At 36.1% G+C, this 22,797-nt stretch carries 19 protein-coding genes and 2 pseudogenes; 1 reads left to right on the top strand and 20 read right to left on the bottom strand.

The window, feature by feature from the left end; translation table 11 throughout:
• Positions 1–79: 79 nt before the first annotated feature.
• The 10 genes from H1D32_RS14250 to mce all read right to left on the bottom strand — a co-directional run bounded on the left by H1D32_RS14250 (position 80) and on the right by mce (position 10,821).
• Entirely contained in the window at positions 80–517 is a 438-nt protein-coding gene (locus tag H1D32_RS14250) for a YaaR family protein (protein WP_261178969.1), read from the bottom strand.
• A gap of 343 nt (positions 518–860) precedes the next feature.
• On the bottom strand, positions 861–1,691 hold the full coding sequence (locus H1D32_RS14245; RefSeq protein WP_261178968.1) for a flagellin N-terminal helical domain-containing protein: 831 nt from the start codon (positions 1,689–1,691) through the stop codon (positions 861–863).
• Positions 1,692–1,711: 20 nt separating this feature from the next.
• Positions 1,712–2,134, bottom strand: coding sequence for a flagellar export chaperone FliS (gene fliS / locus H1D32_RS14240; protein WP_261178967.1), 423 nt, complete (start codon positions 2,132–2,134; stop codon positions 1,712–1,714).
• Positions 2,135–2,188: 54 nt separating this feature from the next.
• On the bottom strand, positions 2,189–2,485 hold the full coding sequence (locus H1D32_RS14235; RefSeq protein ID WP_261178966.1) for an EscU/YscU/HrcU family type III secretion system export apparatus switch protein: 297 nt from the start codon (positions 2,483–2,485) through the stop codon (positions 2,189–2,191).
• Positions 2,482–4,620 (bottom strand): hypothetical protein, encoded by a 2,139-nt coding sequence (locus tag H1D32_RS14230; protein WP_261178965.1) that lies wholly within the window; start codon positions 4,618–4,620, stop codon positions 2,482–2,484. The genes H1D32_RS14235 and H1D32_RS14230 overlap by 4 nt, the downstream gene beginning before the upstream one ends.
• A gap of 263 nt (positions 4,621–4,883) precedes the next feature.
• Positions 4,884–6,167: a DNA polymerase IV gene (locus tag H1D32_RS14225; protein WP_261179267.1), complete on the bottom strand. Its 1,284-nt coding sequence runs from the start codon at positions 6,165–6,167 to the stop codon at positions 4,884–4,886.
• 363 nt (positions 6,168–6,530) lie between these two features.
• Entirely contained in the window at positions 6,531–7,994 is a 1,464-nt protein-coding gene (locus H1D32_RS14220; protein WP_261178964.1) for an NAD(P)/FAD-dependent oxidoreductase, read from the bottom strand.
• Between the two features lie 195 nt (positions 7,995–8,189).
• The gene (locus H1D32_RS14215) at positions 8,190–8,684 is read right to left on the bottom strand and encodes a MarR family winged helix-turn-helix transcriptional regulator (protein ID WP_261178963.1); all 495 of its coding nucleotides are present in this window, start codon (positions 8,682–8,684) and stop codon (positions 8,190–8,192) included.
• Positions 8,685–9,096: 412 nt separating this feature from the next.
• Positions 9,097–10,218 (bottom strand): M20/M25/M40 family metallo-hydrolase, encoded by a 1,122-nt coding sequence (locus H1D32_RS14210; protein ID WP_261178962.1) that lies wholly within the window; start codon positions 10,216–10,218, stop codon positions 9,097–9,099.
• Between the two features lie 168 nt (positions 10,219–10,386).
• Positions 10,387–10,821, bottom strand: a complete 435-nt coding sequence (gene mce, locus H1D32_RS14205; protein WP_261179266.1) for a methylmalonyl-CoA epimerase — start codon at positions 10,819–10,821, stop codon at positions 10,387–10,389.
• Positions 10,822–11,076: 255 nt separating this feature from the next.
• Between mce and prli42 the strand changes: the two genes are divergently transcribed.
• Positions 11,077–11,169 (top strand): stressosome-associated protein Prli42, encoded by a 93-nt coding sequence (prli42, locus tag H1D32_RS14200; RefSeq protein ID WP_153188176.1) that lies wholly within the window; start codon positions 11,077–11,079, stop codon positions 11,167–11,169.
• Positions 11,170–11,220: 51 nt separating this feature from the next.
• On the opposite strand, the gene H1D32_RS14195 is transcribed toward prli42, so the two are convergent.
• The 10 genes and pseudogenes from H1D32_RS14195 to H1D32_RS14150 all read right to left on the bottom strand — a co-directional run bounded on the left by H1D32_RS14195 (position 11,221) and on the right by H1D32_RS14150 (position 22,678).
• The gene (locus tag H1D32_RS14195; protein ID WP_261178961.1) at positions 11,221–11,730 is read right to left on the bottom strand and encodes a L,D-transpeptidase; all 510 of its coding nucleotides are present in this window, start codon (positions 11,728–11,730) and stop codon (positions 11,221–11,223) included.
• A 49-nt stretch (positions 11,731–11,779) separates the two neighbouring features.
• Positions 11,780–12,732 (bottom strand): annotated as a pseudogene (locus tag H1D32_RS14190) (aromatic acid exporter family protein).
• Positions 12,733–12,888: 156 nt separating this feature from the next.
• Positions 12,889–13,609: pseudogene (locus H1D32_RS14185) on the bottom strand (amino acid ABC transporter ATP-binding protein).
• Positions 13,602–14,261, bottom strand: a complete 660-nt coding sequence (locus H1D32_RS14180) for an amino acid ABC transporter permease (RefSeq protein WP_261178960.1) — start codon at positions 14,259–14,261, stop codon at positions 13,602–13,604. The pseudogene H1D32_RS14185 and the gene H1D32_RS14180 overlap by 8 nt, the downstream one beginning before the upstream one ends.
• Positions 14,262–14,290: 29 nt before the next feature.
• Positions 14,291–15,088 (bottom strand): transporter substrate-binding domain-containing protein, encoded by a 798-nt coding sequence (locus H1D32_RS14175; RefSeq protein ID WP_261178958.1) that lies wholly within the window; start codon positions 15,086–15,088, stop codon positions 14,291–14,293.
• Between the two features lie 701 nt (positions 15,089–15,789).
• Positions 15,790–17,727, bottom strand: coding sequence for a TRAP transporter permease (locus H1D32_RS14170; protein ID WP_261178956.1), 1,938 nt, complete (start codon positions 17,725–17,727; stop codon positions 15,790–15,792).
• 264 nt (positions 17,728–17,991) lie between these two features.
• Positions 17,992–18,981 (bottom strand): TAXI family TRAP transporter solute-binding subunit, encoded by a 990-nt coding sequence (locus tag H1D32_RS14165; protein ID WP_261178954.1) that lies wholly within the window; start codon positions 18,979–18,981, stop codon positions 17,992–17,994.
• Positions 18,982–19,302: 321 nt separating this feature from the next.
• Positions 19,303–20,361 carry a TRAP transporter substrate-binding protein gene (locus tag H1D32_RS14160; protein ID WP_261178953.1) on the bottom strand — a complete coding sequence of 353 codons (1,059 nt, stop codon included), beginning with the start codon at positions 20,359–20,361 and terminating at the stop codon, positions 19,303–19,305.
• Positions 20,358–22,199 (bottom strand): response regulator, encoded by a 1,842-nt coding sequence (locus tag H1D32_RS14155; RefSeq protein WP_261178952.1) that lies wholly within the window; start codon positions 22,197–22,199, stop codon positions 20,358–20,360. Before H1D32_RS14155 ends, H1D32_RS14160 begins: the two co-directional genes overlap by 4 nt.
• Positions 22,178–22,678 (bottom strand): hypothetical protein, encoded by a 501-nt coding sequence (locus tag H1D32_RS14150; protein WP_261178951.1) that lies wholly within the window; start codon positions 22,676–22,678, stop codon positions 22,178–22,180. Before H1D32_RS14150 ends, H1D32_RS14155 begins: the two co-directional genes overlap by 22 nt.
• Positions 22,679–22,797: the final 119 nt, after the last annotated feature.

Below are 22,797 nucleotides of genomic sequence, written 5' to 3'. Positions count from 1 at the left end.
CTTTTTTGATTTAGTATCGTTTTAGTCCCAAACCCATTGTCTCTGATTTTAGAAACTTTCCACAATCAACTCTACACTCCTATGCGTAGACATTAACAATTAACCCTTTAATTTCACCAACCATATCAAGTATTTCTAAACCACTTTTCTCCTTTTTTAGAACAGCATCAGTTAATTCTAGTAGTTTCCGATCTACTTCTTTGACGATTTTGTAGACTTTCGTTCGACCACGACGATTAAACCCTCGACGTTCCTCAAGGCTTAAGCCAAGTTTTACTGCATCCTCCATAAATTCTTTTACAAGAGCTTTATATTTGCGGAGTTCGTCAACCGAGCGAAAATCCGCCAAGACTTTTCCTTGATCATCAATATCTCTCATTAATTTATCAAGCTTTGCATAGGCTTGTTCGTCTCGACCTCTTTGCATGACTTCTGTAAATGAAGTACTTGCTTGTGGAGCCGCTTTTTTTGCTTCGGGTTTATTTATACCTGTCCGTCCGACTCTTTGTACGTCCATTTTTTTCACCACTTTAGCGTTAAGATATAAATGATTATAGCATACGTAAACAAAATAACATTTCATTTTTTTTTAGAAGCTCTAATCGTATAGATTGTTGTTTTTTAATCGCTCTTTTCTAAAAGATTGTTGCTATTAGCTTTTAGGTCGTAACCAAGCGAATGCTTGGTTCTTCACGCAAAGCGTGAAGCTTTTGAGAATAAATAAGCATTTCCTTTTCTAACTTACAACTTGATTTTTACTTTGCGCAAGGAATATGTTTTAGAAAGCCACAATGTAAGAATTGGCCTTTAGTAAAAAGAAGCAAGATCATTAAAGACCTTACTTCCTAGTAAACTGATGATTATTGCAATAATTGAAGCACACCTTGTGGTAATTGGTTTGCTTGAGCAAGCATTGCAGTTGCGGCTTGATTAATAATATTGTTACGTGTAAACTCAGTCATTTCAAGCGCCATATCAGCGTCACGAATTCGCGATTCAGATGCAGTTAAATTTTCATGAGTCACTTGTAAATTGTTAATTGTGTGCTCTAGTCGATTTTGAATCGCACCTAGTTTCGAACGACTTTCAGAAACTTTCGTAATTGCCGCATCGATACTAGTTATAGACGTATTAGCTGCTGCATGCGAATTCACAAGAATTGCTGCCTTAGAAACATTTAACCCAGTATTGTCAGAAGTCATTTTTGCAATAGTAAGAGTAACCTTTTGATTGGCGTTTGCACCAATTTGGAAGTCTAACCCTGCCGTCGCAAACGTTCCATTTAATAATTTCTTTTGGTTAAATTCTGTTCTCTGTGAAATTGCCTCGATTTCATCAACCAATTGATCAATCTCACCTTTTATCGCTTGTCTGTCTACTGCTTCATTTGTATCGTTAGCTGCTTGTACTGTTAATTCACGCATCCTCTGAAGCATCGCATGGATTTCTTGCATCGCACCCTCTGCAGTTTGAATTAATGAAATTCCGTCTAATGCATTTCTTTCAGCTTGTTTAAGTCCGCGGATTTGGGAACGCATTTTTTCGGAAATTGCAAGACCTGCTGCATCATCCGCAGCACGGTTAATACGTAGACCTGATGATAGCTTCTCAAGGTTTTTTGATGTTTTAAATTGGTTTCCCGACAAATTCCGATATGCGTTCAACGCTTGAATATTATTATTAATTTTCATTTTACATAACTCCCTTTAACTTAATTATCGTAGAGTGAATGTTGTTCATATGCACTCGTTTTTTGTTTGCTAGTTTTAACTTGAGTATCTTTATTAACAACCAGTGCCTTATTCCAAGCGGATGAAAGCTCTTTTAAGAGGATTAATAGTTCATCAATGATGATTATATCCTTGTTAAGATTGGCTTTTATTAGGCGATCTGCCATGTAGTTATATACTGCATCTAATTGATCTGCAACTATACCAGCTTCATAGTTGAGTCCAGCACCCAAACGTTCCAATATATCGTTGGCTTTTTGAAGTTTTTCATTTGCTGAATTATAATTCTTTTGAGCAATAGCGCTTTTTGCGTCTTCTAGATTTTTCATACAAGCCTCGTATAGAAGTGCAGTAATCTCTTGTGGTGATTTCTTATGAAGCGCCTCTTTTGTTATGAGTGTCATTTGTTCCCCTCCAAAACCTGTCTACTTATTGTATCGGTAGAAAAATGTCGAAGTTTAATAGTTATTCTCCATTTCTTCAATTAATAATAAGATTTCTGCCATAACTGCGTATAGTTGAGGCGGAATATTATCCCCTAAATCCATGTCTAGGAGATTTTCAACAAGCATTGCATCTTCTTGCAAATAAATATTATTTTTATTAGCAAGTTCAATTATTTGATTTGCAACATAACCTTTCCCATGTGCAACTACTTGGGGGCCAAAAGAATTCTCATCATAGCGAATGACCGCTGCACTTCGACCATTCACCATTTTTCTTTGTTTATTATTAAAGTGTTTTGAAACCATCATATTTTGTAATCAAATCCCTTCTCAGTAAAAGTTGCTGTAGTTCTTTCCGTAATCTCTTTATCCAGCTTTGACTCTTGTTGTTTATTTTCTAAGGCATGTAATTTCGTAAAGGTAAGGTTTGCAATGTTAAACCCGACGTACTTTAATTTTTCTTTACAAGCTTCTGCTAATGGCTCGATCCTCTCCTTGAATGAAGGCTGATCATTTTTTATTGTTAAGGAAAGGTTCCGTTCTATAGCTGTAACTAAAATACCGACTTCCCCTAACTTCTTAGTTTCAATTAAAAAATATAGGCTACAATTTTCCCAATCAACTTGCTGACCTTCATTTCTTGAATTGACGAATACTTGTAAATTCTTCACCTCGTCTTGTAATAAAAGAGGCAAGTTAAAAAACATACTTTGAAGATTACTAGTATCTGACTTGCTAAGGAGTTGTTGACCTGTGATGTTTAAAAGTGCTTGACTAGTTTGCTGAGAAACACGACCTTGCTCTGCTTCTTGTTTCATTAACTGCATGAGAGCTTGTTTCATATTTTGATTTAGATCGCCATCACCATGTTTTCCACTAGCCAACAGTTGTGCTACCTCAGTATCCCTGTTTAACCCAAGTCCACGGATAAGTTCAAAGGTTTGTCTAGCTGATGCCTCTTGCATTGTTGCTCTTTGAGTTAATTCATCTATTTGTTTGACTATTTGCTGTGATCCCGTACGAACTATAAGGTTTTGCTCTTCCTTAGAGATAAAGTGTTTAACCTTTACTTCAGAAGGTTTAAACTCTAGTCTTTCAATCATACTTTTTACTTCTTGGACGATTTTATTTGCTTCCTGAAAGTTTCCTTTATTTAATAGTTTTTTAGCTTCAGCCAACTGACTACTTGCCTGCATTAAGCTTTTTTCTGTTTTCATATCCGTTAAAAGCATCATTTCACTTTTTAAAATGGCATGATCTAGCTTCTTAATCGTAGTTTCAAGCAAAGGCTTAACTTGAGGGACTGCTTGACTTTTGAAGCTTTCGCTCAAACGTTGTATATTATCTAGATTTCTCATCATTTCTCTTTGCAGTGATTTGAATTCCCCTCGAGCTCTTGCTAACTTTTCAGTAATCGTTTGAACGATAAAATCTTTACTACTTACCTGCTGAGTTTGAAAAGCTTCATTTAACATGTACTGTTGTACTTCTGGTTTTGGAGCGGCTTGATCTAATTTAGACACCGAATGTTCAACAGCTGTAAAAGCTTGCATCATTAGTTCCCTTGCTGCAAGTTCTCGCCCTTCTTCTTTTAGTTTCATCGCAGCTTCTATCGCTTCGTTTAACTTTTCGTTGATCGGACGTGCAAACACATCTTGCACAATTTGATTTTGAAGGAGACTTACAGCATTTAGGAAATTAGCTTCTCTTTGCACAGTCACTTGCATTTGTTTTAATAACTCAGACGGTTTGTTTCTCTCTTGCTCTTGAAGATTAGCACTGATCTGCTCTCGTACTTCAAGCACCTGTTCACTAATTGTTCTTCCTGGCACTGTAACAATTTCCTTTTGTTCTTTGTTAATTTGAAAATTTTGATCATGAACCTTTGCAATATTTGTTAAAACCTCATGTAACGGGCGACCATTAAGGGCTTCATGAACAGAACGTAAATGACTCGTCGTTATCTCTAAGCGTTTATTTACAACTGCTTGAACAGTGCTTAATCGTTGTTCACTAGTTCCTTTTTCTTTATCTACAAATTCCCTTAGATTGTGAACAGACTCTCGATTTAATGGCATATCTTTATCTAGAATCATTTGAGTTGCCTGCCTCAATTCAGCCGAAGGGTTGGCAACACCAAGGTTGCGTAAAACTTGATTTATGTTCGATCCCTCTGCATGTTGGCTCGCAGCGGGTGCTGTGACAATAGCTTTCACCTGAATATATTGATCTAATTGCCCGTTTATTTGAACTGTCACTCTATCGTGCATAGGGCGATGTCCTTCAAATTTGACCTGAATTTCTCGTCCACGTATTTGTAATATCGCTTCGTTTTCTGGACCTCTTTCTTTAATGGTTGCTCTATATATTTCACCTTGCTTAAATTCAAGGTTTTTTTCATGGGCTATGACGGGGTTGCTGCTAGCCTGATTGGTAATTTGCATTTTTACACTCTCCCACGTTATTGCTTCTAACAATTTTATCGGTTCAATGGCATACATTGTTTAGTACAAGAGTTTGCTTTTCCCTAGGAAAAAGTTGCGCTTTTCCCTACTTAGCCCAAACAAAAGCTACTGACCTCGTTGACAACATGTGTTATATCTTGAGTTACTACATACAGCTTTTCCTCGAGGAGCTGGACGGCAAGAGCTAGAGATCACGTACTAAAAACGAAAAAATAAACGGAAGAACTTCTCAGCTCATCCGTTTATTGACTATCATCATCTCGGTTCTCAAAGAAAAAATCTTTTTCTAGACTCGTCCCCCGCTTGCTTTTATCCGTTAACCGGTCTTCTTTCGTTACTCTTAATTGAGAACCTTTAAGTAATGCTTCTTCACCAAAGCGATCTCTAAGCTTATCAACAATTTTTGTCAGTTCATATTTTTTTACATCTTTTTCATAGTTAAATAAATCTAATTGTTTAAAAGCGTGCTTTTTTTCTACTAGTTGCTGGGCCGTAATTCCTAAAAGGCGGATCGGTTCACCATTCCAATGTTTTGTAAAAAGTAACAATGCTACCTTATAAATATCTTCGTGATTATCAAGAGGATTTACAACTGTTTGGCTTCTAGTCACTGTTTTTCGATCAAAATAGCGAATCGTTATTTGGATCGTTTCTGCGCAAACCTCTTTTCTAGCCATTCTTCTTGCGACTGAATCTGCTAAATTAGTTAAAATTAGCTTTATTTTATCTAAATTTGTGGTATCCCTTGGAAGTGTTGTTGAATTACCGATACTTTTAAAGTCATACACAGCATCTGGATCTACAAGGCGGTTGTCAATTCCATTTGCACGAGCATGAATTTTTTCACCATTGATCCCCAAACTATGTTTTAACTTATTGACATCACTTTTTGCCAAGTCACCAATGGTGAAAATTCCAATTTTGTTTAACTTTTCAGCCGTCTTATTGCCGATACCATGCATTTCCCCCACCTTCAAAGGCCATAGTACCTTTTCCACTTCCCGTTTTCGTAATACCGTTATTCCTAAAGGTTTTTTCATATCACTAGCCATCTTAGCCAAAAATTTATTAGGGGCAATTCCGATGCTACTAGGTAAATTCAACTCCGTTAATAGTCGTTGTTGGATCGCTTGAGCTATGAATAATGGTGATCCTAAGTGATGACATGCAGAAATGTCCATATAGCCTTCATCAATAGACACCGGTTCTACTAAAGGTGTATATTCTTTTAATAACTGAAAAATTTGCAATGATGCCTTTCGATATCGGTCAAAGTTTGGTGTCATTACGATTAATTCTGGACAATGCTTTTTGGCTTCCCAAATAGGCATTGTTGTCTTAACCCCTTTCGCCCTGGCTTCGTAACTACTTGTTACGATAATGCCACGCCGTTCTTTTGCATTTCCAGCTATAGCCACAGGCTTCCCTTTTAGCGAGGGGTCAAAAGCCATTTCCACTGACGCATAAAAACTATTCATATCAACATGAAAAATAACACGTCCATCTTTTGGGTAGAACTTTTTCATCATAAACACCTTTTTTAGTTTATAGTTTTGAGTTTTGAGTTTTGAGTTTTGAGTTTATAGTTTTGAGTTTTGAGTTTTGAGTTTTGAGTTTTTTGGGGAAACTCAATGATGTTTCATAAGTAATAAATCTTTCTACAATTGAGTGAATTTCATATTAACTTAATCGAACTATATCATTCTAAATATAGTTGCAAATGGGTTCTACGCAATTGCATTTAGAAATTAGTAGCGAAAAAAATGAATGATGAAATTCATTGAATTGAATCTACTCACAATTATTGTTTACTTTTAGTTTATACATAAAAAAGGACCCGCACAAGATGTGCGGGATTAGTGTTAATTCTGTATGTAAGAGAAGCAAACTTACACTTTTAACTGAGGTTGTAGTTGTTCAGCGCGTTTTTTTATTATTGCTCGGGCAATATGGACACCATTGGCCCCTGCTTGCGCTAAACCACGTGTTACTCCACCACCATCGCCTCCTGCATAAAGGCCTGAAATTTGTGTTTCGAAGTCGTTTGTTAAAATCGGTCTAGCTGAGTAAAACTTAGCTTCCACTCCGTAAAATAAAGTATGCTCTGATGCAATTCCCGGAGTAACATGATCAAGTGCTTCCATCATTTCAATCAAACTTTTCATCGTATTATATGGAAGAACTAGACCTAAGTCTCCTGGGACAGCTTCTTTTAATGTTGGCTCTAAAAAGCCTTCTTGGATCCTTTTTTCTGTTGAACGTCTGCCTTTTAGAATATCCCCATATTTCTGGACGATAACAGAACCATCAGATAAATCATTCGCTCGTTTAGATACTTCCTTTGCAAACGAAATTGGTTCATCGAAAGGTTCTGTAAATGTGTGAGATACAAGTAAAGCAAAGTTTGTATTTTCACTTCCTAGCTTAGGGTCCTTATATGCATGACCGTTAGCTGTCATGATTCCACTATGATTTTCGACAACTACATGACCAGATGGGTTTGAACAAAATGTTCTTACAGTAGTTCCAACTGACGTATTATAAACAAATTTCGCTTCATATAAATGATGATTAATTTCTTCCATGATGACATCTGAAGTTTCGACGCGCACCCCAATATCTACTTGATTGTTAATCATTCTATAATCACGCTTTTTCAACAGGTTACCTAACCATTCTGAACCGTCTCGCCCTGGTACGATGACAACTTGGTCTGCTGCAATTTCTTCACCATTTTTCAGCACAATACCTGTCACTTTAAAACTATCATTCACCTTTTCTGTCATAATATCCTCGACTTCAGTTCTAAAGCGCATCTCTACTTTGTCCTTTAAAAATTCATAAATACTAGTTAAGATTTCTAGATTCTTCTCAGTACCTAAATGCCTAACGATCGCACGCAGAAGTTTTAGCCCTGCCCCCATTGCCTTACGTTCAATTTCCCGAACTGCTAATGTTGTAGGATCAGTACTTTCCTCTGGTGCTCCATGTTTTAAGTTGATAGCATCAACATATTTTATTAATTCAAGAACTTCTGATGGTGCTAAATATTCTTGCATCCAACCACCAAAAGCAGTAGTAATATTAAATTTTCCATCAGAATAAGCACCTGCCCCACCAAAGCCAGCGGTGATCGAACATGCTGGCAGACATCCAGCAAAGTCCTTTCTCCCTTTTGGTGGCGGGCATTTATCTATTTTTTTTTCATTTATAGGACATCGACGATTGTAAATAGAGTGCCCTTTATCAATAAAAAGTACATTTAAATCGGCTTTCTGCTCTAACAATTCATATACAGTAAAAATTCCGGCCGGACCCGCCCCAACAACTACTACGTCATATTTCTTCATCATATGTCCCCCTTGTGCTATAAACCTATCAGTCTTTTTCTGAAAACTTTTAACCTTTACTATCTTACAAAACAAAATAAAAAAAAGCAAGAGAAAGACGAATATATTATAACGACATACGCATTATAGTTCGTGTTTTTCTCTTACCTCTATATTATCAATAATAATTTATATACTTTTTTATATTATATACGAACGCTACAAGAATTTCTCCTGATAAATCTTAGTTGTCTTTTCCACCCACTGAACATATTCTTCACCATGATAGTTTCTATTAAAATCAATGATAATACTCATTAACTTATTAAACCCCTCTTCATCTTCCTGGCGAATTTGGTTTATATAGTTTAAAAATTGAAATTCAGCAGTGGCAGTTGACGATTGTCGTTTCTTTCCTTCTTCTGTAAGAATTACATATGAAACTCGTAAATCATGATCATCTTTTTCTACGGTAACTAAACCTTTCTCCTTAAGTCTTTTTACGACTTGCATAACTGTCGAGCGGTCCCATAAGCCATTAGTTGCAATCGTTGTAATTGAAGCTCGTCCTTCAAAATAAATCATCCATAGCGTATGTAGCTCAGCTTGAGTCAGTCCAACTGACTTTGCGGCTTTTTGCCAATCAATTTCAATTACTTTAGTAGCTCCCCTAAAATGATTAAGCATTGTGTGTAGGTTCGTCAAATTTTCCATAGAATTCCTCTTTCTCTATTCTAATATAATGCTGTTTATTCAATATTTTACCATAAAAAACGATAATTGGAATAGTATAATTTAAGTGTTATTTAGTAGTTCATAAGTTTTGATTTTTATAGAATGGCTCTTTTCGTAAACTTTGTTGCTTTTAGGTCGTCTTTTGAGAATAAATAAGCTTCACGCAAAACGTGAAGAACCAAGCATTCGCATGGTTACGAACTAACAGCTAATAGCAACAATCTTTTAGAAAAGAAGACCCTGAGACCTTGATATATCTTGTTGTTTAAAACAACACTCTTTTGGAAAACAGCCTTATATAAATAGGCTGACCTAAAGCCGTTGTTTTCCCATTTTCAAAAAAGGGAAAAATAACCAGCTTAAAGTCAGCCTAAGTAACTGTGATATGATGTTATTTTTTAGCTACCTCTTTAACAATAGCTACTACTAGTTCAGCAGTTTTTTCTAGCTCTTCAATTGGCATCTTCTCATTTGTTGTATGAATTTCTTCGTAGCCTACAGCTAAATTAACAGTAGGGATACCGAAGCCTGCAATGACGTTTGCATCACTTCCTCCTCCACTAGTTTCGAGTTTTGCTACTCGATTGATTGAGGTTACCGCTCTCTTGGCTACTTCTACAACATGGTCTCCATCGCCATATTTAAAACCAGGGTACATAACGTCAATTACGACTTCTGCTTTACCACCCATTTCTAACGCAACAGACTCGAAAGCATTCTTCATTTTTTGAACCTGAGCTTCCATTTTTTCAGGAACTAAAGAACGAGCTTCGGCTAAGATACTCACGTGATCACAAACGATATTCGTTTGTGTGCCACCTTCAAATCGACCGATATTCGCGGTTGTTTCAAAGTCAATCCTGCCTAGTGGCATTTTAGCAATTGCTTTGGCTGCTATCGTAATTGCAGATACCCCTTTCTCCGGAGCAACGCCAGCGTGAGCAGTTTTACCTAAAACTGTTGCTTGCACCTTTGCTTGGGTTGGTGCGGCTATAATGATATTCCCTACTTTTCCATCACTATCTAAAGCATAGCCATATTTCGCGTGAATTAATGAAGGATCTAGTTCTTTTGCGCCCTTTAATCCCGATTCCTCACCGACTGTGATTATGAATTGAATTAAGCCATGTTGAATATTTTCTTCTTTTAAAACTTTGACTGCTTCGAGCATAGCTGCTAAGCCAGCTTTATCATCAGCTCCTAGAATTGTTGTACCATCCGTTTTAATATAACCATCTTCAATGATTGGGGTTACACCATTTCCGGGAACAACTGTATCCATATGAGAAGTAAAATAAATTGGATCAATTCCCACTTCTGTTTCTTTTAACGTACAAATTAAATTCCCAGCTCCATGCCCGGATTTTGCGGTTGTGTCGTCTTCAAAGACATCAACACCTAGTTCAGAAAACTTGGCTTTTAATACATCAGCAATTTCTCGTTCGTATTTTGTTTCTGAATCAACTTGCACTAACTCTAAAAATTCATTAACTAAACGCTCTTTATTAATCATATGTAGAACCTCCAAGTAAAGCTTTTTGTCATTTTGAGTGGCGAGGGTTAGGTCATTTCGATAATGTCTCAAAACATTAATTACATTCAATCCTCATCCTCAAAACTGTTGCTTCTATTTGTATTTATTTTATCATTGAATGCTTTTCTCGTAAAATATTGGAGTTACTTACTTTTTCTCACAAAATTCATACAAAACACCTAGAGCAGACTTTGGATGTAAGAAGGCAACTTGCGCATTTGCAGCACCTGGCACAGGCTTCTCGTTTATTAGTCGCACTCCATTTTGCTTCAATTCGTTAAGCCGATCCTCAATATCATCTACCGCTAAGGCAACGTGATGGATCCCAGCCCCTCTTTTATTAATAAACTGTGCAATGGGGCTTTCTTCACTTAAGGGTTCTAACAGTTCTAGCTTTGCTTCACCAATTTTTAAAAAAGCAACACGAACTTTTTGAGTGGAAACTTCTTCAATTCCAAGCAGTTTTAGCTGCAATTGATCCACATAAAAAGGTAGTGCCTCATCAATAGAATTCACAGCGATACCTATATGGTCAATTTTTTTGGGAACTTTTACTTGTTCAACGACAACCGTTTCGAGTATTTCCTCCAATGTTTTCTGTTTCCAATCTGGATGTATCTTAATTAATGCTTTTGTTGCTTCTAACCATTGATTAACAATAACTTCATCTCCCATAGTTTCATCCCCCATTAAATGATTTTGTTATCACTTCTCTAGAATTTAATAAAAATCCTGCTTCCTATACTAATTAGGTAAATCTATTTAGATAATAGGCTTGTTTTATTTTCAATTTCACAGTAAAATATGATTGTAAAATTCATTTGGGAGGTAATAATAATGCCCCGAAAATATCGTAAAATTATCATTTATATTATGATTGCTACAATGCTTATTGGAACGCTCTTTACAGGAGCAGCAATGTTTTTCTAACACGAATTAGGACAAAGTCAAAGAGATACAACAATTGTATCTCTTTTTTTGTTACTCAATGGCACCTTGTTCTTGCCCAAGGCTGACAAAGTCCTTTTCTGAACTTGTAATAAAAATTTTTGTTCCATAGGGAATTTTTTGAAAAAGCTCTTCTATTTCTTCATTAAACATTCGAACACAACCACCGGTAATATAGTGACCAATGGAGTTGGGATCATTATTACCGTGGATCCCATAAATTCTTCCATCCGTTTCTTCTGCATTAAATCCAATCCACCTGGTACCTAATGGATTTTCTTTCGTACCACCTTCAATATTCTTCCTTCGGTAATAAGGATTAACCGCTTTAACAACAACAGAAAATTCGCCTTCTGGGGTTAACTCGTCCGTTTTACCTGTTGAAACTTGATAAACTTTTTCCACTTCTCCCCCAACAATATAAGCCATTTCGTTAGTTCTTTTATTAACAATAAGATAAGGATCTCCAACCAAAGGATTTTGACCAAGTGGCCAAATCGGCGAAATCACTAATAAGAGTATGACTAAAAGTTTGGAAGCCATAGATAAACCTCCTAGTTTTTCTCCTTATTTTACGTTAAATAGCTTTAGGCTATGCTTTTTCAATACGAAATTGCCTTTTAATTATTAAATATTGTTCAATTTCTTTGATAAAAGAATACAAGGCAGAACGAATCTCAAACTCCTGCCGGTCTTTTGGAAGTTCCATTTCTTTCAACTCATTCTGAAGCTCGTTTAGTTTTTGTAAAAAGTCAATTGAGCTTACTTTTGGATTCACTTCCTTACTTAACTCTTCAAGAAATTCGGCAATTTTTTTCCCCTTGGCAACAGTTTGATCTAAAGATGAAATTAACGGCATCACTCGTTCAATGATTTCAAATTGCTTTTCACGCATCTTAAAATAATGGTAGTATTGATCTTCATAACGAAGTAAATGATTTTCAATATTTTGTAAGGCGATGCCTTTGCCTTCATCTAATATTTGTGCTGTCTCGGTAATTTCTTTCCCATCCCAATTGCTTTCACCCTCTTTAAGGTAAATCGCAAATTGAAAAAGATTTCTTTAAAATTATTTTCAATTCTCATTTGAACCTTTTTTAAATTTTTTTCAACACTTGGCATATAAGCATTCATTAACAGAGCTATACCCACTCCATATAATTATTAGGCCAAATTCATTGATGATAATCGGAATTGTTACTTCCCCAAGAGTATATAAATGAAAGATAATGACTGAGCTAGTGGCAATACCTTCTTGAGCCTTCAAATATACAACACTTGGGATAAAGGACACTAATAAGATTGCCACTGCTAGGGGTTATAACCAATAACCTCAAATAAAATAGCCCCATAAAGCATACCAATGCAACAGGCTAAAAAACGTTGCCATGATATTTGTAAGGATTGACGCCTCGTTTTCTGAATACACAGGATCGTAATAATTCCAGCTGACGCATAAAAGGTCAAGCCAAATGCTTGTGCGAGAGCAATTGAAAGTGATGCCCCAGTAGCTGTTTTTAAGGTTCGATATCCAATTTTAAACATGGTGGTGTCCTTTCTAGACAAAATTGTTTGCTCTTATTATACAGTGAAATTTCCTTATTGGTAAGAAAAGGCTGGCCGCCTGAATCTAGACATCAAGTACTATAAACGTTATCTAACAAAAAAACAGGGGTGACAAAGTCATCCCCTTAAGAGTAATTATAATATTTTATCTAAAAACGCCTTTGCACGATCTGTTTTTGGATTAGCAAAAAATTCCTCTGGTGGCGTATCCTCTAAAAGCCTGCCTTCTTCTAAGAAGAATACACGATCGGCAACTTCACGAGCAAAACCCATCTCATGCGTAACGATCGCCATTGTCATCCCACTTTTAGCTAAAGACTTCATAACATCTAATACTTCTTTTACCATTTCAGGATCAAGGGCAGATGTAGGTTCATCGAATAGCATAATTTCTGGTTCCATTGCTAATGCCCTAGCAATGGCGACACGTTGTTTCTGACCACCTGAAGTCTTACGGGATACTCGTTAGCTTTTTCTTCTAGTCCAACTCGTCTTAATAATTCTAGGGCTTTCTCGTTTGCTTCTGCTTCCTTAAGACCTTTTACTTTCATTGGTGCATACGTAATATTTCGAATCGTATTCATATGAGGGAATAAGTGAAAATGTTGAAAAACCATCCCTATTTTTTGACGCACTTTCATAATATTTATCTTTGGGTTCGTAATCTCTTGGTCACCAATCCAGATTTGACCTGATGTAGGTGTTTCCAGTAAATTTAGGCAACGTAACAAGGTTGATTTACCTGACCCAGACGGTCCAATAATGGCAACCACATCACCTTTTTCAATGTCGGTACTAATATCTTTAGTACGTTTAACTTCCCGAATGATTTATGAAGATTTCTAACTTTAATCACTACGTCTTAGCCTCCTCTCAAGAACTCTACCTAAGAGAGTCAATACCATTACGAGAATATAGTATAATAACGCAGCAAATATCAACGGTTCGAAGGCGATATATTTTTCAGCTGAGACAATTTGGGATCTTCTCATGATATCTAAAACACCAATTGTAGAAATAATGGCAGATTCTTTTGTTAACGTAATAAATTCATTTACTAAGGCTGGTAAAATATTCTTGATGGCTTGAGGTAAGATAATGTTTGTTAGCATTGGTCGATACGGTATACCTAATGCCTCCGCTGCCTCTTTTTGCCCTTTATCGACAGCTTGAATTCCAGCGCGAATGATCTCAGATATATATGCAGCTGAGTTTAATCCGAAGGTTAACACCGCTGCTTGATAAGGAGTAATATCATATCCAATCACCTGTGGTGTTGCAAAATAAATTAAAAATAATTGCAAAATCAATGGTGTTCCTCGAAAAACAGATGTATAAGCATCTGCAATCCATCTCAGAATAGCAAATTTACCGATCTTAAGTATCGATAAAATAGTTCCTAAGATAAATCCAAATATAAGTGAAACACTAACTATTTGTAACGTGACCCATATCCCTTTCAGTATAAAAGGGATAGAAGGCACGATTTGGGAAAAATCCAAATTCATGCCTATCTCATTCCTCTCTATTTATAAAATTATTCTTGTCGGAACCATTTAATAATTAGCTTTTCCATTTCTCCGTTTTCTATCATTTCACGAAGTACTTCATTAAACTGATCCTTTAATTCACTACCTTTAGGGAAAGCAATAGCTGAACCTGCTTCGCCTTCTTCTTCAATAAGAAATGCAGCTAAGTCAGTATTTGCTTTTAAGTGTCCTTCGGCAACTTTGTCTTCAATAATTGCTGCATGGATACGATTTGACTTTAGCTCTTGGATTAAATCAGTAATCTTATTTCTTTCTAATACTTCTACATCTCCAACTTCATCAGCAATATCATTAGCTAATTCAACTTGAATTGACCCTAACTGAACTCCTAGTTTTTTCCCAGCAAGATCTTCAAGACTAGTAAGCCCACTATCAGCCTTACTTACAATCATTTGTTCAGCTACATAATAAATATCAGAGAAATCTACGTTTTTAAGACGGTCTGCAGTTGGCGTCATTCCCGCTAAAACAAAATCAACTCGGTTATTTGTAAGTGCTGGAATTAAACCATTAAAATCCATATCTTGTATTTTTAGCTCAAAGCCAAGTTGTTCAGCAATATACATTGCAATATCTACGTCAAAACCAATAATATCATCACTTACTGCAGTATCGATGAATTCGTATGGAGGATAATCAGCAGATGTCCCCATTACTAACGTTACCTTTTCCTGTGGTGCTTCCCCACCAGTTCCCTGTTGCTCCTTGTTTTCATCACCTGTTCCACACGCCGCCAATAACCCAACTGTTAATACACATGATAATGCAAATTTTAAAATCTTCATCTTTCGTACCTCCTATGTTTCTAAGTAATTATAGTAGTTTTCATTAATGATTATTCATACTTATGTATAATAACACGTTCTATTAAAATGTCAATAATGTTTTTTTATATCGTTCTTTTCTAAAAGATCGTTACTATTTGCTTTTAGGTCGTAACCAAGCGAATGCTTGGTACTTCAAACTTTGCGTGAAGCTTTTGAGAAAATATAAGCCATTGGGGCAAATAAATTTGTCCCAAAAAACTTATTTTTTCTCAAAAGACGACCTAATGCAACAAAGTTTATGAAAACAGCCTTTTATATTTAATTTTGTTAAATTACCAGAAAGAAAGAATTCCTGCCTTACTACTTCGGTTAAATGTCGATTACTGTTTGGATTTCTATTCCTTATCTCATTCATGGTGATTTAGTTACAGAATAATAAATATCAATATGCTAAGAAAAGCGCAAGCGCCCTGTTAAGCCCCGACTAGCAAATGTTCTTCGAGAAAAAAAGTGTGCTCTTTCACTTTTATTCTCGAAGGTTATTTGACCTCGAGGGGCTGGGCGGTGGAGCTAGACAGTTATTACGTTGAAATTTTATACATTCTTATCTTTAAAAAAAGTGTCAGGTACCACAGTAGTTAGATGTAAGAGTTTACACGTATCTAACTACTTGGTAACTGACACTTATGGATTTTAATTTTATGCGATACTTTCCTTATTCAATGGATTTGTTTGTCTTTTTGGATAAATCTTTGATAAACAATCGCAACAACAACAATTGCAACTGCAACAATATCCATGATTAAACCAGCATTAATGAGACATAAAGAGCCTGCAATGAGTAGTATCCTCACTATAATTCCAGTTTCTTTTTTAGCAAACCACCCTTGAACACATGCAGCTAATAAGTAAATTCCTACGGAAGCGGTGACAAATGACCAACCGATACTTACACCACTACCTTCCATCATTAGCTGTGGCGAATAATAAAACATAAACGGTACAATAAAGGCGGCTATCCCTAGCTTAAAGGCAGTAATTCCGGTTTTAAAAGGGTCTGTTCCAGCCACTCCAGCTGCCGCATAGGCTGCTAAGGCTACTGGAGGTGTGATAGCTGACATTACCGCAAAATAAAATACAAACATATGGGCTGTCAATAATGGAATTCCGATTGAAATTAAACCAGGTGCAACTACTGATGCTGCTACTGCATAGGCTGCAGTTGTCGGCATCCCCATACCAAGAATAATAGAGATTAGCATCGCAAAAATTAACGCAAGTAAGATATTTGTATCAGCAACTCCTAGTAACATTGAACTAAACCTTTGGCCGACACCAGTTAGGGCAATTACACCAACAATTACACCCGCTGTTGCACAAACCGCTAATAGCTGGATCGTATTTTTCATCCCAAGAACTAACGCTTCGATTACCTCTTTTGGTCCCATTTTATTATTGGGTGTTATCCAACTAATAAGTAGACAGGCAAGGATAGATATTGTTCCCGAACGAATAACACTATAACCACTTAATAGACTTCCGATTAGTAGAATAATGGGAATGAATAAATATGCCTGTTTGAATATTCCTTTTAGAGAAGGTAAATCCTTTCTAGGTATTCCTTTCATCCCATTCTTTATCGCTTGAAAATCGACCATAAAATAAACAGATATGAAGTAAAGCAAGGCTGGTATTGTAGCAGCAATGATAATTTCTGAATACCTAATCCCCGTTAATTCTGCCATAATGAAGGCACCTGCCCCCATGATTGGGATCATGATTTGGCCACCAGCAGATGCGGTCGCTTCGGTCGCAGCAGCAAACCTACCTGTATACCCGACTTTTTTCATTAATGGGATTGTTAATGAACCCGTGGCAACTGCGTTACCTGCCGATGTTCCGTTCATCATACCCATTAATCCACTAGAGATTACAGACACCTTTGCTGGTCCGCCACGCATTCCTCCAGCTAAAGAGAATGAAAAATCGATAAAATAACGGCCTACCCCTGACAATTGTAGAAAAGCTCCAAAAATAATGAACAATAAAATATATTTTGAAGAGACATCTAAGGTAACACCGAAAACACCATCTAAACCAAATATATACGTAACAAATCGATCCCAAGCATAACCGCGGTGCTTTAAAATCCCTGGTAACCAAGGACCTAGAAAGGCGTATAGCACAAAGATACTTGCCAAAATCGGTAATGTCCAACCACTCGTTCTTCTAGTAATCTCAAAAACAATGGCCAATCCAATTAATGCTACAATTGAATCCATAAACGTTGGCATGACACCGAAGCGGAAGAGCAGCGTTGATAAGTTCATATAAATATAACTAGTAATAAAAATGATAGCCAGAATAAGTACCCAATCAATCAACGCAATTTTATTAGACCCGTTTTTACGAGGTTTAAATAACATTAACGCTAGTACCGCACCAAAAGCTAAATGGACACTACGGAACACCCACGGATCAAGTGGATAAAAATTTAAAACAAATAGATGAAAAAGTGCACCAACTACTGCGATCACTGTGAAAATCATTTTCATGTTTCCCGTTAAGTCTCTAGAGTTATTTCCTACGTCTTCCATCTTTTCGATCTCTTTCGCCTGCTCTTCAGTTAAAATCGATTTTCTCTCTTCAGTTGTCACAATTAACGCCTCCTTTTTTAGCCAATTCCCTTTATTCCAATATTCTTTAAAAGAATTGTTACTTACTTTTTAATTCGCTCTTTTCAGAAGAAAGAGCGAACTATTAGACTAATAGTTTCTCTTAACTCATATTGCTCATTAACTAAGCTCATTTTTAGTCATAAGCAACAATTTTTTTAAATAACGAAGAACAGTTATTGGCTATTAGTAAACTTGGCTTTCCACCAATCAAATGACGAAAAGCCTTGTTCTACTAAACTAGAATTATTTTTTTACAGAGTCCGGAATTTTAATGCCGATTTCCTCATAATAACGGATTGCTCCAGGATGTAGAGGAACTACAGTATTATTTAGAATCGCTTCAGGAACGGCTTCTAAAGCTGCTTTTGCTGTTGTTACCATATACTCATTATTTTCATGGTATGTCTTTACAAGATCATAAACAAATTGCTCGTCAGCATCTTTATGAACAATACCGAAGTTAAACATTGCAATTGTTTCAATATCTTCTAAAACTTGCTCATATGTTCCACCAGGAATTGTGTACTTATCGAAATAAGGTAGTCTTTCAATGACTTGATCGCGTTGGGTTCCTGTGATACCAAATAAATTAACTTCTTTTTGTGCAAGGACTTCTTGTACAGCTGGGATAGGAACACCTGCTGCAAATCCGATGACATCTAATTGACCGTCCATTTGCTGACTGACCATATCACTTGCCCCTGCTTGAACAGGTCTTGCATCAATTCCTAATGCATCATGAATAATTGGGAGATATGTTCCTGAAGTACCACCAGATGGTCCTACCCCAACATTACGCTTAGTTTTTATATCATCAATTGATTTCACGTTAAGGTCGACAGACCACCAATGGAATGGTGTTGTATACATTGGAAAAGCAATTCGAACATCATCAAGCTTTTGTCCATTTGTCCAGTCGCCTTCCCCCATATATCCTTCGTACGCTGGACCTAATGTTACTAATCCAATATCATAATCCTTGTTCTGAACCAATTGCATGTTATGAACAGGTCCCCCACTTACTTCTACATTAGACGTAATTCCAAGTTCTTTATTAAGTAACTCACCTAGCCCCGAACCGTAAATGTAGTACAAACCACCTTGGGAAGCGGTACCAATTACTACTGTTGTTGGATAGCTTGCTGCTTTATCAGCACCCCCACCACAAGCTGCAACGAACAATAATGATATTCCAGCTAATGCAGTTAATAAAGTACGTTTAAACTTTTTCATTGTTATCCCCCTTTATATTCGTTATTTTCTAACTATTCAAAATTATACAACGTAGTCATAAATTCGTCATAATTTGAACATAAAGGTCTTTTTGTTCTTTTTGTTCATGAAAGCGCTTACTATTTATATAAGGCTCTTATCGTAAACTTAGTGGCTTTGTGGGCAATAATTAAATAAAATATTCGATGTCATTCTAGCTATATTAACAGCAATAACTTTAGAGAAAACAGCACTATAAAAAAATAAGACTACTCCAATAAATATCACTTTTGCTCATTTAAGGTTCACCTAAATGCGATAGTAATAATTCGTTGGATAGTCTTATAGTTCTTTATCAATTTGTAACCTTTTTAATTCATCCATTAGCTCTTTACCAATGATCGTTTCATATTCGTCATAGAGTGGTTTTAATACTTTTCTCCATTGATCCTTTTCCTCTTCTGATTGTTCATGGATTTCAGTGATCCCGGTACTAGAAATTCTTTGCAACATATCATTATTTAGTTCCATAGCATGTTTACGAAGCCACATCGTTACTTCATCCATTGCCTCTTGAATACTTGATTGGTGCCTCTCGGGAAGGGTACTCCAAAATTCTGGCTCTACTAAGACAACATAACCCAAATAATTGTGATTGGATATCGTCATATATCTTTGCTGTTGATAAAACCCTTTCGAATAGATATTTGAAAGCGTATTTTCTTGACCATCAACAATCCCATCACGTAAGACATTATAAACGTCATTAAACGGGTATGTCACTGCCCGAGCTCCAAGGATACGATATGTTTTAAAAAGAGCTTCACTAGGCATTACTCTAAATGAGAGCCCAGTAATATCCTCTGGATAAATAATCGGTTTCACATTATTTGTTAACTGTTTAAATCCGTTATCCCAAAAAGCAATTCCCATAAACCCTTTTTTGGCAAAACTCTCAAGTAAAAGCTCTCCAATTCTACCTTCAAAAGCTTGTTCAACCATTATTTCATTATCAAAGAGGTAGGGTAAATCTAGAGCTGTCCACTTCCGATCATGAATGGTTACTTCTGAGAACGCTGGAGCAATAATATGAACATCACCTTTTTTGAGCGCTTCAAACTCCTCTTGAGCATCATAGAGGACTCCATTTGGAAAAAGTTGAATCTCTACCCAGCCATCGGTCTTTTCTTTAACCAACTCGGCAAAATATGCTGCTGCATGTCCCTTAGGGGTATTCTTAGCAACAACATGACTAAACTTCAACGTATATTTTTCATTAAGACCCACTAACTCTTCATCTACGGCTACAATTCTTGAGGAGTCAGGAAGACCAAATCCAATATAAAAAGCAGTAAGAATTCCTACGAAAAGAAATGTAATAATGGTAGCTAATCCCCTCATGAAGAACCCTCTTTAACCTTTTTTATTAGTTGATACAGCTGGATTGGTCTCCCTATCGTTCCATAGGTTAATTCCATTTCCACCTTTTGGGCATTTTCTAAATAATTCAAGTACCTGCGAACAGTAACTCTTGCTAACCCTATTTCTGATCCTATTTCTTCTGCAGATTTTGGACACTCAATTTGCTCTAAATAATCGATGATTTGTTTTAAAGTCATCGCATGTAACCCTTTTGGTAATTCACTTTGTTTAGTATTTTCTTTTTGTTGCATCACTTCATCTAGTTTATCCTGAGAAAATTTCTCGTTTTGTTTTAATTGATGATACATATCATGATACTGTTGTAACGCCTGCTTCAACCGATCAAATGTAAATGGTTTAACAATGTAGTCTACCACACCATGCCTTAACAACTTCTTTACTGTTTCTGTATCATTTGCTGCTGTAACAGCAATAATATCAACATCTAGTTGTTCATGTCTTAATTTAGCAATCGTTTTTAAGCCGTCTTCTTTAGGCATAAATATATCTAATAAAACTAAATCTGGGTTTAGTTCTTTGACCTTTTTTCGTCCCTCTGTGCCATTTAGAGCTACGCCTATGACTTTAAATCCTTTTACTTTTTCAATAAACATTCGATTAACTTCTTGAACCATAGGATCATCTTCAATTAACAATATTCGAATTGTTTTTTCTTCATTACTTTGCCGCTTCATATCGAACCCCCACTTCCTTTTCATTGGAATATGTAGCGTAAAGACTGTCCCTTTTCCCTGCTTACTATCAATATCAATAATACCGTCTACCCGATCAATAATAGCATGAACAAGGAAGAGGCCTATTCCTCTGCCTTCTTTTTGTTTTGTCGAGAATCCTCTTTTAAACATCTTTTCCTGTATGTCTTCTAGGATACCGTCTCCACTATCACCTACTTCGATAGTTAAGAATTCTCCTGTCTCTTTGATAGAAAAACTGATTTGTTTTAGTTCCTTATTTGTTTCTATTAACTCATCGATACTATTATCTATTAAGTTACCACATATGATAACAAGGTCATGGATGGTCGTTCCTTCTGGGTAATTTATAAAGTTGCTTTCATGATTAAACTTTAGTTTTATCCCTAATTCTTTACACCTGCTATGTTTACCTAGCAATAACCCAGCAAGACTATCATCATGTATTTGATGCGTAATTAACGATGTTAGTTCAGCTTGTTCTTCAGAAAGCTCAAATATATAATCTAAGGCTTTCTTACCCTGATCAAGTTGTATTAATCCTGCTACTGTGTGAAGCTTATTAGAATATTCATGCGCTTGAACTCTTAAAGCATCAACAAAAGCTTGTACTCCTGTTAGCTCTTGAGCAAGTCTTGTTACCTCCGTTTTATCTTGAAAAATTGCCAAGGCACCAATTGTTTTCCCTTGAACAGTAATTGGAATTCGATTGCTCAATATTGCCCGATCATTAATAAAAAACTCTCGCTGTAATAAAGGTTTTCCAAGCCTTAATACTTCCGGGAGTCTCGTGTCGGGTATCACGTTCTGAATTTTCTCTCCAACTACGTCTCCATTTACATTCACTATTTCTTTTGCTGCTTGATTAATTACAGTAATCCTTTCGTTTTGATCAATAGCAATGACACCGTCCCGAATTGCGTTGAATGTCGCTGTTCTTTCTACTAACAATCTCGCTAATTGGTCAGGTTCGATCTGGAAGGTTTGTTTTTTGATATGATTTGCTAGTAACCACGCACCCCACATCCCAAATATTACGGCAAATAAAAAAACGTAGGACATTGACTTTCCAATTTCCTTAATTAGTTGACTATGACTAGGCAAAACATTACCAGCAACAACAACACCAACTTGTTCACTCTTTTCATTGATAATCGGTACAAAAGATCGAACTGTAATTCCATGATCTCCTGAAGCAATAGAGGTATATATGTGTTCAGAAAATGCGGGTCTTCATCTCCACCAAAAAATTTTGTACCTATCCGCTCCTTAATTGGGTGAGTTAATCTAACTCGATCCATGTTTAAGATAATAATATAATCAGCATTATTTATAACTCTAAACCTTTCAGCGATTGGTTGGAGAATGTCAGAAGCATCTTTACTATTAATTTCATCTTGAATAAGCTTATATTGAGAGACTAATTGTGCGGTAATTAATGTTCTCTTTGATAACTCTTCTTCCTTTGTTTTCGCCATATAACCTAATAGAATAATACCACCAATTAATAACGAAAAGATAACGACACCTAAGGATAGAAAAGTTATTTTCCAGCGTATTGGTAAATGTTTAAATCCTAACATTACTGCCTCCCAATTCTTTACCTAGACCTGAATTTAATAGCGCTTTCAATTTTATTTAAATATACCACAATATAATTTAATTAACTTAAAATTAAAAAAATTTCTCTAAAAGTTTTGAA

The sequence above is a fragment of the Anaerobacillus sp. CMMVII genome (assembly GCF_025377685.1).
Classification (GTDB): Bacteria; Bacillota; Bacilli; order Bacillales; family Anaerobacillaceae; genus Anaerobacillus.
Note: the sequence above shows the minus strand (reverse complement) of the source record. Positions and strands in the feature narration are given on the sequence as shown.